Genomic DNA, 14,643 nt, shown 5'->3' with positions numbered 1-14,643 from the left:
CGGTGCTGAAATGATTGATGCGCCGCACCAAGGTGCGACGCATCCCATAGATAGCCACGAAACTTACGAGACGGAAGTGCCCGATGCTTGATCCAGGCAAGTTCCGATAAGAGCTTTTTAGAATTCGCTCAGCCGAGTCGTATGGTGTGGTTTTCGAGAACCGGAGCGGAGCGGACGTTCAGGTCCGTGAGCACCGGAAGCGCAGAAAACCGCGCCAGGCGACCGGCTGCGTAGAATTATCAAAAGCTCTTAGTAATCGTCGCTCTTTTCCGGCGGTACCAGACCTTCGATGCCGGCGAGCAGATCTTCCTCGCTCATGCGGTCGAAAGTGACGTTCTCCTCGGCGTCGTCGGTGTCGGCGGCAACGGCGGTCGCGCCGGTCTGATCGGCGATCGCCTCGCCCTCGGCTTCCGGCTCGTCGACCTCGACATGCTTCTGCAGCGAGTGGATCAGATCTTCCTTGAGGTCGTCGGGAGACAGCGTCTCGTCGGCGATCTCGCGCAGCGCGATGACCGGGTTCTTGTCATTGTCGCGCGGGACGGTGATCTGCGCGCCCTGGCTGATCTGGCGGGCGCGGTGGCCAGCGAGCAGCACGAGTTCAAATCGGTTGTCGACCTTGTCGATGCAATCTTCAACGGTTACGCGGGCCATGGACTGCCCCTTTCATGCGATGGATTTGATGGAAAGCTGGCGCGCTCCATAACGCGGGCGCGGCCGAAATACAAGCTTTATGGCGGCGGCGTCAGCTTTGTGGGCCGTTGCCCGGCTCATCATCGCGCCACGCCATCAGACTGCTCACATAGTCGCGATCACAATTGCTTGCAATGCGGGCCGTGCCCTTGGATATCCACAAATTGCGCGTTATCTCGGATGTGACGGCAGCAAGGACCATTTGTCGGACCTATTCGTCAGACGCTTTTAGACGACAGAAATTTTCGAAAGGAATGTTTTTCGATGTTCGATCCCCGTGAAAAGATCGCTCTTTTCATCGACGGCGCCAATCTCTACGCCACGTCGCGCGCGCTGGGCTTCGACATCGACTACCGCAAGCTTCTGTCGAGTTTCCAGAAGCGCGGCTATCTCTTGCGCGCCTATTATTACACCGCGCTCGTCGAGGATCAGGAATATTCGTCGATCCGGCCACTGATCGACTGGCTCGACTATAATGGCTTCAAGGTGGTGACCAAGCCCGCCAAGGAATTCACCGACTCGACCGGACGCCGCAAGATCAAGGGCAATATGGATATCGAGCTCACCGTCGATGCGCTTGAGCTTGCCGACGTCGTCGACCACTATGTCATCTTCTCCGGCGACGGTGACTTCCGCACGCTGGTCGAGGCACTGCAGCGGCGCGGCCGCAAGGTGTCGATCATCTCGACCATGGCTTCGCAGCCGCCGATGATCTCGGACGACCTGCGCCGCCAGGCCGATCATTTCATCGACCTGATGACGCTGAAGAGCGAAGTCGGCCGTGACCCGTCGGAACGGCCGGCGCGCCGGCCGGAACCGGCCGAAGTCGACGAGGACGATTATTGACGGACGGTGGCCTTGACCGCCGCGCCCTCCCCCGAACCCGGCCGTGACTGCCCGCTGTGCCCGCGACTGCACGGTTTCATCGCCGGCTGGCGCGAGCGTGAACCAGGCTGGTTCAACGCGCCAGTGCCGACTTTCCTGCCGCCGGAAGGCGAGGATTCGGTCAAGCTGCTGATCGTCGGGCTGGCACCCGGTCTGCGCGGCGCCAACCGCACGGGGCGCCCGTTCACCGGCGACTATGCCGGCGACCTGCTCTACGGCACGATGATCGCGCATGGCCTTGCCCGCGGCGAGTTCAAGGCAAGGCCGGATGACGGACTGCAGCTCGTCGGCACGGCCATCACCAACGCGGTGCGCTGCGTGCCGCCAGAGAACAAGCCGGTCGGCGCCGAGATCGCCACCTGCCGGACTTTTCTGAAGCCGACCATCGCGCGCTTCGCCAATTTGCGCGCCATCCTGACGCTGGGCTCGATCGCGCACCAGTCGACGGTGCGGGCGCTGGGCGAGCGCGTCGCGGCCATTCCGTTCCGTCATGGCGGACGGCAGGAGGCCGGTGGCGCCGCGCTGTTTTCCAGCTATCACTGCTCGCGCTACAACACCAATACGGGCGTGTTGACCGAAGAGATGTTCGTCAATGTGTTCAAGGAGATTGCTGCGTTCCTGAAGACCTAGATTCAAGTGCCCTGAAGTCCCAAGCCAGTTCAGACCGGCAGCAGGGCATCCGGCTTCACCTCGCCGATCGAGGCGTAAGTGTGCGTCTCTTTCACTCCCGGCAACGGCAGGATGACCCGGGTCAGGAAATGCTGATAAGCGGCCATTTCCGAAATGCGCGCCTTCACCAGATAGTCGAAACCGCCGACGACCATGTGGCATTCGAGAACCTCGGGCGCCTTGGTCACCGCTTCGGCGAAGCGTTCGAAAATATGAGGCGCCGTGTGATCGAGACGTACTTCGATGAAGACGAGCGTGCCGCGCCCGATCTTTGCCGGATTGAGCACGGCCCTGACCGCTGTGATGTAGCCTTCCCGAAACAGCCGCTTCACCCGCAGGCTGGCGCCGGTCGGCGACAGGCCGACACGCGCCGCCAGATCAAGCGTGGTGCGGCGCCCATCCTCCTGCAGCAGCCGAAGGAGAGTACGGTCGACGCTGTCGAGATCGCTTGCTTCTGGATTCACTCTAAAACTGCCTTTTTGGTGTGAATTCCACTATCATTTTCTGAAAGGAGCGTATTTCAACGCAGAAGCCTGAACAATAGCCTGCGCTTTCGCCGCAGTGGTGGAGACGGTCTTCATCTTCGGCGACATATGGGTGGCAAGTCGTGGCAGACGCAGGGGACGCAGGAAACACGAGACTGGCCATTGTTGCCGGCCTGACCATGATCGGCATCTACGCCGTGCAATTCGTCGCCGCGCGCTTCAGCCTCAGGGAGCATCTGACGGCGACGGACCTGGCCGCATTGCGCTTTGGCGGCGCAGGCGCAGTCTTTGTGCCGATCGTCTGGCGCGGCGGCTTGGCGAGCATGAGGGCGCTAGGCTGGCAACGCGCCTTGATATTGGCGGCGCTGGCAGGCTTGCCTTACCCGCTGATCATCAACTGGGGCCTGACCCATGCGCCTGCTGCCCACGCGGCGGCGCTTTGTCCAGCGTCGATCGTCTTCTTTTCGTTCCTGCTGTCACGCATCGTCTTCAATGACAGCCCTTCACGGCAACGGACCATCGGTGTCCTGGCGATTATCGCCGGCCTGTCGCTGTTCATTGCGCCGGCGCGCGACGGCACCGGCGGCGTCCTCTTCGGCGATATGCTGTTCATCGGATCGGGATTGATGTTTTCGACCTATGCCGTTCTTGTCAGGCGCTGGCGTGCCGATCCTGTCACGGCGACGGCCGCGGTGGTGTTCCTGTCCTGCCTGCCCCTGCCGGCTCTCTATCTCTTCGCGCCAAGCCATATCCATGCCGCAGCCGCTACGGAGATCGTCAGCCAGATCGTGATCCAGGGGATCCTGGCCGGCGCGGCGGCCATGTTCCTTTACACTTACATCGTCCGGCAACTGGGGCCGCAGGCGGCGTCTCTGTTCCTGCCCTGCATACCGATCGCCACGGTGTTCGTCGGCATGGCGGTGCTCGGCGAAACACCGATGACGATCCAGTTCGCGGCCATCGCGATCATGGCAGCGGGAATGGCCATCTCGGCGATCGGGAGACCTGGTACCAGCGCAAGCCTGAATGTACCGGCGTCACGCGGATCGTGAGGCTTTTCAGCGATATACGCAAAAAGCCGCAGAAACAGGTTCGAGGCTGCCGCCGAGCACTCACGGCGTTAGGGCGAACAACCCGGCCAGCGTCTGGCGGCTGCCCCTCAGCACGTTGAGATCGACATCGCCTTTGATGCCGTCGACGCGGCCCATATTGTGATACTGCCAGTAGATCCAGCCGTTCCCGCTCGGCCTGATCGCCAATGAGCGCAGCCAGCGCCGCCGCGCGATGATCTCGCCGGAATAGGCCTCGGCCGCCTCGTCGGTCAGATAGAAAATCGCCTGCTTGCCGAACGCCGTCTCGACCGGGCCGAGGAAAGCGGCAAGCTCGGCGTTCAGCTGCTGCGGCGACGGACGCTGCGGGCAATTGCCGCCGAACTCGATGTCCACCACCGGCGGCAAGAGCGGTTCGCCGCGCGGCACCACCGCAATGAAGTTCCTCGCCTGATCGGCGCCCGGGCGGCAGAAGGTGAAGAAGTGATAGGCGCCGACCGCCAGGCCGGCTGCCCGGGCTTCGCGCAGGTTGGTGGCGAACTCAGTATCGACATGGGTGCCGCCCTCGGTTGCCTTGATGATGGCGAAGGCGACATCGTCGGCCGCGACGCGCCGCCAGTCGATCGTTCCCTGATGGTGCGAGACGTCGATGCCCCGGATCGGGAACTCGGCGCGGTCAGGGGAAAAGCCGCGGAACCAGAAATAGGCGCCCGCCGCGATGGCACAGGCGACAACCACGCCGGCAAGGCCACAGAAAACAACCCGCTTCCCCAAGACCGTCCCCCGTCGGAAAGTGAGATTGCGCCGGACCAGAGAACCGGCGGGTGGCTTTTTTCAGGCGGCCGGATGCGACCGGTCCCAGAGAAACTCTTTTGTTTTGACACAATTCCGAACGGAAAACCGCTACGCACTTTTCCTGGAATTGCTTTAGCCGCGCTCCTTCAGCAGCCGGCCCTTCTCACGCGACCAGTCGCGCTGTTTTTCGGTCTCACGCTTGTCATGCAGCTTCTTGCCGCGAGCGACCGCGAGCAGCAGCTTGGCGCGACCGCGGTCGTTGAAATAGATCTTGAGCGGCACCAGCGTCATGCCTTCGCGCTCGACGCTCTGCGAGAGCTTGGCCATCTCGCGCTTCGAGACCAGCAATTTGCGGCGCCGGCGCGGCTCGTGGTTGAAGCGGTTGGCCTGCAGATATTCCGGCAGATAAGAATTAATCAGCCAGATCTCGCCGCCTTCAGCCGAAGCGTAAGATTCCTGGATGTTGGCCTGGCCCTGGCGCAGCGACTTGACCTCGGTGCCGGTCAGCACCAAGCCGGTCTCGATCGTGTCGAGCACCTCGTAGGAAAAGCGCGCCTTGCGGTTTTCGGCAACGGTCTTGTTGTTGGGGTCGGCTTTCTTGACTTGATTCATAACGACTAGAGTCCGTTTCGAAACTCGCTCCTGCGAGTCAGGTGAAGGTGTCACCGAGAACCGGAGCGGAGCGTACATATGGTACGTGAGCACCGGAAGCGCAGGTGGCGCCTTCAGATGGCCGCAGGAGTAGAGTTTCCAAACGGGCTCGCTAATTGATCAGGCCGGCGTGCTTAAGCGCCGCATCGATCTTTTGCGCAGTCGAGGTCTCGACCGTGACCAGCGGCGAGCGCACCACGTTTTCAATTCTGCCCAACTTCGACAACGCATATTTCGACCCGGAAACGCCGGGCTCCATGAAGATCGCCTCATGCAGCGGCAGAAGCCGATCCTGCAGGTCGAGCGCCTTGGCGCTGTCGCCGGAGAGCGTCGCCTCCTGGAACTCGGCGCAGAGCCGCGGCGCCACGTTCGACGTCACCGAAATGCAGCCGATGCCGCCATGGGCATTGAAGCCTAGAGCAGACGCGTCCTCGCCGGAAAGCTGGATGAAATCCTTGCCGCAGGTCATGCGCTGATAGGAGACGCGCTCGACCTTGCCGGTCGCGTCCTTGACGCCGGCGATATTCTTGAAGTCGTGGCGCAGCCTGCCCATCGTTTCCGGGCTCATATCGATCACCGAACGCGGCGGGATGTTGTAGATGATGATCGGCAGCTTGGTCGCCTTGGCGACGGCGGCGAAATGCTCATAGAGACCGCGCTGCGTGGGCTTGTTGTAGTAAGGCGTGACGACAAGGGCAGCATCGGCGCCTGCCTTTTCGGCATATTGCACCAGCCCGACCGCTTCCTCGGTGTTGTTGGAACCGGCGCCCGCGACGACCGGAACACGGCCCCTGGCAACCTCGATGCAGACCTTGACGACCTGACGGTGCTCGTCATGCGAGAGCGTCGGCGACTCGCCTGTGGTGCCGACCGGCACGAGACCCTTGGTGCCCTCCGCGATCTGCCATTCGACGAAAGCGCGAAAGGCTTTCTCGTCGAAACGCCCGCTCTTTTCGAACGGTGTGACGAGCGCGGTCAGCGAGCCTCTCAGCATGTCTTCCAAACTCCTTGGAACTTTGTTGGTTGATGCATGTCGTTGTCCCAAAACCGGTTCCCACTTTTGGGCGACATGCACTTTGTTGGTTGATGTATGTCGCTATCCCAAAACCGGTTCCCACTTTTGGGCGACATGCATTGGTGTTTCATTGGTCGGTTTGTTTGCGCGCCTTCTAACCGAAAGCGAAGCCGCGCACCATAGTCTCGACATGGTTCAGCGGCAAGGATCGCAATAGTGCCAGTGTCGTGGTTTTCGATGTTCGCCAGGCGTCGATATCAGGCTCGGAGCGAACATCGAAAACCAAAACGACACTGGATTCGACAGTTGGCTGGTGTCCTTGCGATTCTGAAATTCGCGCCGCGCCCGATATCAAGGTCATGCGAATTTCAGAATCGGGACGCCAGCAAGCGCAATTCGAACGGCCTCGATAACCTTTTGTTTACGAGCCCTTCACGACCTACCTTTAGGCTTTGCATCGGGTTTTGAGTGCCCGCGCCTGCTGACGATGTGCTAGGATTGTAAAATGCCGACGAGGCGGCCTCATCTCTTCGCGCTTCTGGGCGCGATCGCCGCGCTGACGCCTAGCATGGCGATCGGCGGAAGCGTCGATGCGCGTGTCACGGCTTCTATTCCCATGCCCAACGCGCCTGATGCTCCCGGCCAGACGTCGGCCGTCCCCTCTCCCGACATAGCGCAACTGAAGAGCGGGCTCGACGCGCTCGCCGCCAACAATATCGCCGGCGCGCGCAATGCCCGCGATACGCTGCCCGCCATTTCGCTCGACCGGCATATCCTTGCCTGGGCGATCGCGCTTTACGGCGGCGACCAGGTGCCGAGCGGCGAGATCGCCGACGCGGCCAAGATGCTGCCGGGATGGCCGGGCACGATCGCGCTCCGCAAGAACAGCGAGCGCGCGCTCTATCGCGAGAATCCGCCGCCGCAGGTGGTGGTGCAGGCCTTCGGCCGCAGCCAGCCGCTGACGCCGGAGGGCGTGATCATCCTTGCCCGCTCGCAGGTGGCGCTGGGCAACCAAGCTGCGGCCCGCGCGGTGCTGGTACCGTTCTGGCGCAGCGAGAAGCTGGAAGCCAAGGACGAGGCGGCCGTCATCAAGGAGTTCGGCGCGCTGATCCCGGCGGCCGACCACCGCTATCGCATGGAGCGGATGTTTTATGCCGACCGGCCGTCCTCGGCGCTGCGCGTCGCCGGTCTCGCCGGCGCGCAGCCGCTGGCGGACGCCTGGGCGGCGGCCGACAAGGGTGACAAGAACGCCGCCAAGCTGTTGAAGGCGGTGCCGGCGGCACAGCGCTCGGCCGGCTATTTCTTCGCCGAGGCGGAATATCTGCGCAAGCAGCAGAAATTCGCCGATGCGGCTTCCGTCGTGATGAAGGCGCCGACAGACCGCGATTCGCTGGTCGACCCGGACGCATGGTGGGTCGAGCGCCGCGTGCTATCGCGCGAGATGGTCGACCAGGGCGACATGAAGACCGCCTACAAAATCGTCTCCATGCATGCCGCCGAGAGCTCGCTGAACGCCGCCGAAGCCGAATTCCATGCCGGCTGGTATGCATTGCGCGGCCTCAACGACCCTGTGACCGCCGCCGGCCACTTCACACGTATCACCGAGTTCGCCCAGGGACCGGTGTCGCTGGCGCGCGCCTATTACTGGCTCGGCCGCGCGGCGGAGGTCGGCGGTCCCGGCAGCGCCAAGGACTATTTCACGCGCGCGGCCGGCTACGGCACGACCTTCTACGGCCAGCTCGCCGGCGAACGCGTGGGCTTGAGGACCCTCAACATCGCCTATCCGAAGCCGAGCGCGGCCGACCGCCAGAGCTTTGACGGCCGCGAGGCGGTCAGCGCGATCAAGCGGCTGCAGGAAGCGGGCTATGACCGCTATGCCGAGACGCTCTATCGCGACCTTGCCGGTCAGTTGACGAGTCCGGGCGAGCTGGCGCTGCTTGCCGTGCTGGCCGAAAAACAGGACAACCATTTCATGGCGCTGAAGGTCGGCAAGATTGCCGCCCAGCGCGGCATCGACGTCGGCGCGCTGTCGCATCCGCTCGGCGTCATCCCCGATTCGGCCAACATTTCCGGGCCCGGCAAGGCGCTCGCCTATGCCATCGCCCGCCAGGAAAGCGAGTTCAATATCGGCGCCGTTTCCAGCGCCGGCGCGCGCGGCCTGCTGCAATTGATGCCGGGCACGGCCAAGCAATTGGCGAAGAAGGCCGGCATGAGTTTCTCGCAGGCGCGGCTGACGAGCGATGCCGGCTACAATGCGACGCTGGGTTCGGCCTTTCTCGGCGAGCAACTCGACCGCTTCGGCGGTTCCTACGTGCTGACCTTCGCCGGCTACAATGCCGGCCCCAACCGCGCCGCCCAGTGGGTGGCGAAATACGGCGATCCGCGCGGCAAGCAGGTCGACGAGGTCGTCGACTGGATCGAACGGATTCCCTACACGGAAACAAGAAGTTACGTTCAGCGCGTGATGGAGAATTACGAGGTCTACAAGATGCGTATTTCAGGCAAATACGACATCGTTGGGGATCTCGTGAACGGACGCAGCTGAGGGGATTCTCCTTCTCCCCTTGTGGGTGAAGGTGGATCGGCGCGCAGCGCCGAGACGGATGAGGGGTGTTCCAGCGAAGTGGGGCGTTGGCGTTCCCTGGAACACCCCTCATCCGACCTCGCTTCGCGAGGCCACCTTCTCCCACAAGGGGAGAAGGCAAGAGCTTCCCATTTGACGATCCCTACCCTCGCCTGTAGCACTCGCTTCACCTAGCGAAGAGCGACAGTCCGATGGCGAGCGACGAAGGTTTCTCCGACTTCTTTTATCCCGCACCTGACGGCCTGAAGCTGCATGTCCGAATCCATGGCGAGGCGAATTCCGGCCTTCCCGTCGTCTGCCTGCCCGGCCTCACCCGCAACGCCCGCGACTTCCATGAACTGGCGCTCTACCTTTCGAGCATGTCGAGGGGCCCACGCAAAGTCATCGCGTTCGACTATCGCGGCCGCGGCCAATCCGACTACGATCCGGATATCGGCCACTATAATGTCGGGGTCGAAGCCGGCGACGTGCTTGCCGGGCTGTCGGCGCTAGGCATCGAACAGGCCGCCTTCATCGGCACCTCGCGCGGCGGCCTGATCATCCATGTACTCGGCGCGATGAAGCCGACCGTGCTGAAGGCCATCGTGCTGAACGACATCGGTCCGGTCATCGAGGTGGAAGGTCTCGCCCATATCCGCGCTTACCTCGACCGTGCGCCGAGACCGAAGACATTCGCCCAGGCGGTCGAAGCTCAGCGGAGCGTGCACGGCGCCAGCTTCCCCGCGCTCGGCAACGCCGACTGGGCACGCATGGTGGCTGCGATCTGCCGCGAGACCGATGCGGGATTTGTGCCGGATTTCGACCCGGCTTTGGTCGACACGCTGGCCGGCGTCGATTTCTCGAAACCGCTGCAGGATCTGTGGCCGCAGTTCGACGCGCTTGCCGCCGTGCCGCTGCTTGCCATCCGCGGCGCCAACTCGAAACTTCTGTCCACGGCAACACTCGAGCAGATGCAACGGCGGCACCCCGGCATGGAGGCGATCATCGTCGAAGGCCAGGGCCATGCGCCTTTCCTCGAGACCGGCGGCCTGCCACAGAAGATAGCGGCATTCCTCGATCGGGCCGAAAATCAAGTCGAATAGAAGTAAAGCCCGAGACTATATCGGTCCCGGGCTCTGCCGCTAAATATAGATTTTTGCCGCTGGCGAACCCGGTTCGATCGGGCCTATTTGCCTTTCGAGCGCTTTTTTGGCGCCTTGGCCGGTTCCGGTCCTTGCTCTTTTCGCGACGACGGGGCGGAGGTCGGCGTCGTGAGGGGCGACGCAAACGCGGAAGCTTCCGCCGAGTGCGATGACGAGCCGTCACCGCGCGGCTTTTCGAGCACGACGACGCAGCCATCGAGGTCGTTGGTGGCCAGATGCGCGTAACGCATGGTCATCGACAGCGTCTGGTGGCCCAGCCACATTTGCACGCGCCTGATGTCGATGCCGCCCTGGACGAGGCGCGAGGCACAAGTGTGGCGCAGGATGTGCGGCACAACCTGCTCGTCGGCGCCGAGGCCGACTTCCGTCTTCGCCTCGTTCCAGATCGCGCGGTACTGCGCCTGGGTGAGCTTGGTGAACGGGCCCTTTGGCCGACGCCCTTCGGTGTTTGGCGGCAGCTTGATCACGTCCTTGACCCGTTCGGTCATCGGAATGGTGCGGCTGCGGCCGGATTTTGTGATCCAGAAGGAGACGCGATGCTCCTGGATGTCGTTCCAGATCAGGCCGAGCGCCTCACCGAGGCGGCAGCCGGTATCGACCAGGAAGACGGAAAGCCGGTAGGCATCCTCGCTGCGGCTTTTGATCGCCGCGAACAACCTCGCCTCTTCGTCCCTTTCGAGGAAACGAATCCGTCCCGCCCGCTCCTTCTGGCGGCGGAACTCGGGCAGGCTGTGGATATCTCCCATCTTATGCGCCTTACGCAGCAATTTGCTGAGGGCAGCCATCTTGCGATTGATGGTTGCGTTGCTGTTGCCGCGCTGGCGCAATGTACCGATAAGATTGTCCAGGGTGTTCTGGTCAAAGGTGCTGAAACGCTCTCCCAGAAGGATCTCGTCTATTTCACCGATGAAAGAGCTGACATTGTATTTATGCCGCCCATCATCCCAGAGTATATCTCGATAAGCTGCAAAAAGCTCCCCGATCCGATACGACTTTACTTCTCTGATCTTGTTAAACGTGTAGTTGAACTTCGAATTCTGAGAAGAAAAGAACGCAAAATGACCAGAGGCCTCGGCCTCTTGAACCGCTTCGTTCGACATTCTTAGCCACACCCCCTGTGGTTAAGGGACCAGCCCTAACCGTTTGGAGATGTCCTTTCAAGAGTTTTCGAGTCTTGCGGCCAATCCCATCCACCGGAGTGGATCCCACAAAATCATCCGACAGACCCAATCAGCTTACCGTTTCACCCCCATCCTTTCGTTGCGTTGAACCAGTCGCGAAAGCAAAACGGCCCGGGCGTGGAGACGCCCGGGCCGGATTTCAGTTGTAGCAGTCCAGCCCTTAGAAGGAGCGCTGGAAACGGAGGAGGCCGCCGACGCTGTTCTTCTTGTCGGCGCCAGTCCAGTTGAAGTTACCAAACTGGTTAAACTTGCCGTCGTGAGCCCAGTCAACTTCGGCCGTGACGGTGAAGCCGGGAACGACGTCGTAAGCGATGTTTGCCGCAACGGCGTAGTTCTTGTCGTCGTCACCCGACACCTGAGCGTTGAACGAGGTCTTCTCGTTGAACTTGTAGGTGCCGCCGACCCACCAGGCCCAGTTGCCGCCCCACTGCTTGAAGAAGCCGCGGCCCTGCGCCCCTGGGATGCCGCTGGTGCCAGGGATTGCCCAGGTCGGATCCGACAGGTTGTCGTCGCTGCCATAGCCGACCATGCCGAACAGCGAGATCGCGTCGTTGACGTTGAAGTCCACACGGACCTTACCGGCCACTTCCTCGTAGTTGCTGTCATAAGCAACGACGCCAGTGATGGCGCCCCAGCCCTGCGTGTACTTCACGCCGCCGACGACATGCGGAACGTAGCTGTCAATGGTGCCCTTGACGCCCGAGCCTTCTTCGAGCGAGACGACCGCCGAGAAGCCGTTGCCGGCGTCGAAGTAGTACTGGACGACGTTGGTGTCGAAATCGCCGTAGGGAACCAGCGTATCCTGGATGACGTTGCCGGCGTAGCCGATGAACGTGTTGAAGGCCGATTCGTCCTTACCGACGCGAAGGCCACCGAGCTGGATCCAGGCGAAGTTCAGCGAAACACCGCTGTTGCGCGCCGTGTTGTAGGGGACGGCAGCATTCCGGTTGGCGAAGTTGAAGCGGGTCTCGGTGTAGGTCTTCAACGTGCCGAGTTCGGTTTCCTGGCCGGTCCAGGTCTTCAGCGTGAAGCGGGCGTGCTTCTGGAAGGTTTCCTGCCGGGAGAAATCCTCATGGTCGGCGGTCGCCGCGCCGTCGAACGAGCCGATGTCACCGACGCCGATGTCGTAACGGACATAGCCGCCGATGCGCAGGCAGGTCTCGGTGCCGGGGATGTAGAAGTAGCCCGAGCCGTAGACGTCGCAGATCTTGACGTATTCCGCCGGTTCCGGCTCGGCGACGGTCACAGCGTCGGCGGCGCGAGCACCGGAAACTGCGATCAGGGCCGCAGCTGAGCCGAGAAGAAGGCTCTTGATGTTCATTTTCTGACCTCCAGTCAAAAGTTAAAAAACGGGTCTGGGTATTTTTTGCTGAAGGACAGCGTTCCCTGCCCCATCCCCACTACCGAAAAAGATGCGCACCGCGCCGCTCCTTCGAACATGACCTTTACCCATGAGCCGGCGCCGTTCAACCACGATCGTATCGGCGGGACAGCTGTCCGGACGCTATCCCCGGGGGTTGTTGCACAAATGACACGATTTGGCCTCACTCCGAAAGCTCTCGTTAACCATCGAGGCCTTGCAGCGCCGGAATCGGGCCGAATCCGGCAATGGCGGGACCGAATTGCGGCATGTCGGCGAGTCGCGCGCCAGGCAGATGCCGCAGAATCGCCATCTGGAACGGCGGGACCGTGCCCGCCTGCCGATTTTTCGCTGATTATGGCGCCGGCTTGTTGATTGTGCCGACGCTTTTCTTTATCCACCGGCGCGACGGAGAGGTGGCCGAGTGGTCGAAGGCGCTCCCCTGCTAAGGGAGTAGAGGTCAAAAGCTTCTCGTGGGTTCGAATCCCATCCTCTCCGCCACCCTACGCCCCTGCGGGCTTCGGGTGGCAGGCCACCCGGAACCGCATTTGGGCGTGGGAGTGTCGCCCGAAGCTACGAAGTAGCGTGGGGGGGACCATGTGGTACGTCTATTTCCCGCAGCTCCATAACGGCGATGTCTATGTCGGATCGACAAACGATCTCCGGGTCGTTTCGAATCGCATCAATCAGGACAGGTGACTTCGACCAAGGCTTATTTGCCTGTCACCTTGAAGGCCTACATCGGGGTCGAAACCGAGGCCAACGCGCGGCAACTCGAGCAATATTTCAAGACCGGATCCGGCAGGCCTTCGCCAACAAACGGTTTTGGCGGACTGAACCCTCCTGACTGATTCAGGACTTATCCATCTGAAATTGAAAGGAAACAGCCTAACTAGCCTTCTTTTCCTCAACGCTGCCGTTCGATTCTGACTGGAGGTCAGAAAATGAACATCAAGAGCCTTCTTCTCGGCTCAGCTGCGGCCCTCGTCGCAGTTTCCGGTGCTCGCGCCGCCGACGCTGTGACCGTCGCCGAGCCGGAACCGGCGGAATACGTCAAGATCTGCGACGTCTACGGCTCGGGCTACTTCTACATCCCCGGCACCGAGACCTGCCTGCGCATCGGCGGCTATGTCCGTTACGACATCGGCGTCGGGGATGTCGGCTCGTTCGACGGCGCCAAGACCGCCGACCACCAGGACGGCAGCGAAAACAGCACCTTCCAGAAGCACACCCGCTTCACCCTGAAGACCTGGACCGGCCAGGAAACCGAACTCGGCACGTTGAAGACCTACACCGAGACCCGCTTCAACTTCGCCAACCGGAATGCTGCCGTTTACTACAACACGGCGCGCAACAGCGGAGTTTCGCTGAACTTCGCCTGGATCCAGCTCGGTGGTCTCCGCGTCGGTAAGGACGAATCGGCCTTCAATACGTTCATCGGCTATGCCGGCAACGTCATCAACGACACGATTGTCCCCTATGGCGACTTCGACACCAACGTGGTTCAGTACTACTTCGACGCCGGCAACGGCTTCTCCGCCGTGGTTTCGCTTGAAGAAGGCGAGGGCGTCGTCGGCACCATCGACAGCTACGTTCCGCATGTCGTCGGCGGCGTGAAGTACACGCAGGGCTGGGGCGCAATCAGCGGTGTCGTGGCTTACGACAGCAACTACGAGGAAGTCGCCGGCAAGGTCCGTGTGGACGTCAACCTCAGCAATGAACTGTCGGTGTTCGGCATGTTCGGCTACGGCACCGACAACAACCTCGACGACCCGACCAACGCCATCGACGCACATGATCGCGGCTTCTACAAAATCTGGGGCGGCAACTGGGCGTTCTGGGCCGGCGGCACCTACAAGTTCAACGAAAAAACTTCGTTCAACCTCCAGGTGTCGGGTGATCAGGACAAGAACTACGGCGTGGCGGCGAACGTCGCGTACGACCTCGTTCCCGGCTTCACGGTCACTGCCGAAGTCGACTACGATCACTTCGGCAAGTTCGACGAGTGGGTTTCGGGCGCCGACGTCGTAAACTTCACTAATGCCGACAAGAAGAACAGCGTCGGCGGCATGCTCCGCTTCCAGCGCTCGTTCTAACAGGCGCTGTCTGATCGAAATCGAAAACCCGGCGGGCGACC

15 protein-coding genes and 1 tRNA gene are annotated in these 14,643 nt (G+C 61.7%); 8 read left to right on the top strand and 8 right to left on the bottom strand.

Features of this window, described 5'->3' with window-relative positions:
- Positions 1–249 precede the first annotated feature (249 nt).
- Entirely contained in the window at positions 250–651 is a 402-nt protein-coding gene (rpoZ, locus tag DPM33_RS04030) for a DNA-directed RNA polymerase subunit omega (RefSeq protein WP_112095731.1), read from the bottom strand.
- Between the two features lie 303 nt (positions 652–954).
- Between rpoZ and DPM33_RS04025 the strand changes: the two genes are divergently transcribed.
- Positions 955–1,536 (top strand): LabA-like NYN domain-containing protein, encoded by a 582-nt coding sequence (locus DPM33_RS04025; RefSeq protein ID WP_042637844.1) that lies wholly within the window; start codon positions 955–957, stop codon positions 1,534–1,536.
- A gap of 12 nt (positions 1,537–1,548) precedes the next feature.
- Positions 1,549–2,205, top strand: a complete 657-nt coding sequence (locus DPM33_RS04020) for a uracil-DNA glycosylase (protein WP_112095975.1) — start codon at positions 1,549–1,551, stop codon at positions 2,203–2,205.
- Positions 2,206–2,234: 29 nt separating this feature from the next.
- On the opposite strand, the gene DPM33_RS04015 is transcribed toward DPM33_RS04020, so the two are convergent.
- Positions 2,235–2,708 (bottom strand): Lrp/AsnC ligand binding domain-containing protein, encoded by a 474-nt coding sequence (locus tag DPM33_RS04015; protein WP_112095729.1) that lies wholly within the window; start codon positions 2,706–2,708, stop codon positions 2,235–2,237.
- A gap of 143 nt (positions 2,709–2,851) precedes the next feature.
- On the opposite strand from DPM33_RS04015, the gene DPM33_RS04010 reads away from it, so the two are divergent.
- Positions 2,852–3,781, top strand: coding sequence for a DMT family transporter (locus tag DPM33_RS04010; protein ID WP_112095728.1), 930 nt, complete (start codon positions 2,852–2,854; stop codon positions 3,779–3,781).
- Positions 3,782–3,841: 60 nt separating this feature from the next.
- Here DPM33_RS04010 and DPM33_RS04005 read toward each other — a convergent pair whose 3' ends face one another.
- The 4 genes from DPM33_RS04005 to DPM33_RS35740 all read right to left on the bottom strand — a co-directional run bounded on the left by DPM33_RS04005 (position 3,842) and on the right by DPM33_RS35740 (position 6,600).
- Complete coding sequence (locus DPM33_RS04005; RefSeq protein WP_112095726.1) at positions 3,842–4,552, bottom strand: glycoside hydrolase family 25 protein; 711 nt, start codon at positions 4,550–4,552, stop codon at positions 3,842–3,844.
- A 153-nt stretch (positions 4,553–4,705) separates the two neighbouring features.
- Entirely contained in the window at positions 4,706–5,185 is a 480-nt protein-coding gene (gene smpB, locus DPM33_RS04000) for an SsrA-binding protein SmpB (protein WP_112095724.1), read from the bottom strand.
- Positions 5,186–5,336: 151 nt separating this feature from the next.
- Complete coding sequence (gene dapA, locus DPM33_RS03995; RefSeq protein ID WP_112095722.1) at positions 5,337–6,218, bottom strand: 4-hydroxy-tetrahydrodipicolinate synthase; 882 nt, start codon at positions 6,216–6,218, stop codon at positions 5,337–5,339.
- Positions 6,219–6,393: 175 nt separating this feature from the next.
- Entirely contained in the window at positions 6,394–6,600 is a 207-nt protein-coding gene (locus DPM33_RS35740) for a hypothetical protein (protein ID WP_146770193.1), read from the bottom strand.
- 144 nt (positions 6,601–6,744) lie between these two features.
- Here DPM33_RS35740 and DPM33_RS03990 point away from each other — a divergent pair, with 144 nt between their 5' ends.
- Complete coding sequence (locus DPM33_RS03990; protein WP_112095720.1) at positions 6,745–8,784, top strand: lytic transglycosylase domain-containing protein; 2,040 nt, start codon at positions 6,745–6,747, stop codon at positions 8,782–8,784.
- 230 nt (positions 8,785–9,014) lie between these two features.
- A complete protein-coding gene (locus tag DPM33_RS03985; RefSeq protein ID WP_112095717.1) occupies positions 9,015–9,905 on the top strand; it encodes an alpha/beta fold hydrolase in 891 nt (296 codons plus the stop codon).
- Between the two features lie 83 nt (positions 9,906–9,988).
- Here DPM33_RS03985 and DPM33_RS03980 read toward each other — a convergent pair whose 3' ends face one another.
- Complete coding sequence (locus DPM33_RS03980) at positions 9,989–11,065, bottom strand: tyrosine-type recombinase/integrase (protein ID WP_112095715.1); 1,077 nt, start codon at positions 11,063–11,065, stop codon at positions 9,989–9,991.
- A gap of 241 nt (positions 11,066–11,306) precedes the next feature.
- Positions 11,307–12,467, bottom strand: coding sequence for a porin (locus DPM33_RS03975; protein WP_112095713.1), 1,161 nt, complete (start codon positions 12,465–12,467; stop codon positions 11,307–11,309).
- Between the two features lie 449 nt (positions 12,468–12,916).
- Between DPM33_RS03975 and DPM33_RS03970 the strand changes: the two genes are divergently transcribed.
- From DPM33_RS03970 to DPM33_RS03960, 3 genes are all read left to right on the top strand, one after another.
- Positions 12,917–13,007, top strand: a tRNA-Ser gene (locus tag DPM33_RS03970).
- A gap of 194 nt (positions 13,008–13,201) precedes the next feature.
- Complete coding sequence (locus DPM33_RS36790; protein ID WP_245441983.1) at positions 13,202–13,357, top strand: hypothetical protein; 156 nt, start codon at positions 13,202–13,204, stop codon at positions 13,355–13,357.
- A gap of 93 nt (positions 13,358–13,450) precedes the next feature.
- Positions 13,451–14,602 (top strand): porin, encoded by a 1,152-nt coding sequence (locus DPM33_RS03960; protein WP_112095712.1) that lies wholly within the window; start codon positions 13,451–13,453, stop codon positions 14,600–14,602.
- The last annotated feature ends 41 nt before the right edge of the window (positions 14,603–14,643 follow it).

It is taken from the genome of Mesorhizobium hawassense (assembly GCF_003289945.1).
Lineage (GTDB): Bacteria > Pseudomonadota > Alphaproteobacteria > Rhizobiales > Rhizobiaceae > Mesorhizobium > Mesorhizobium hawassense.
This window is presented reverse-complemented; position numbering and strand designations above follow the sequence as displayed.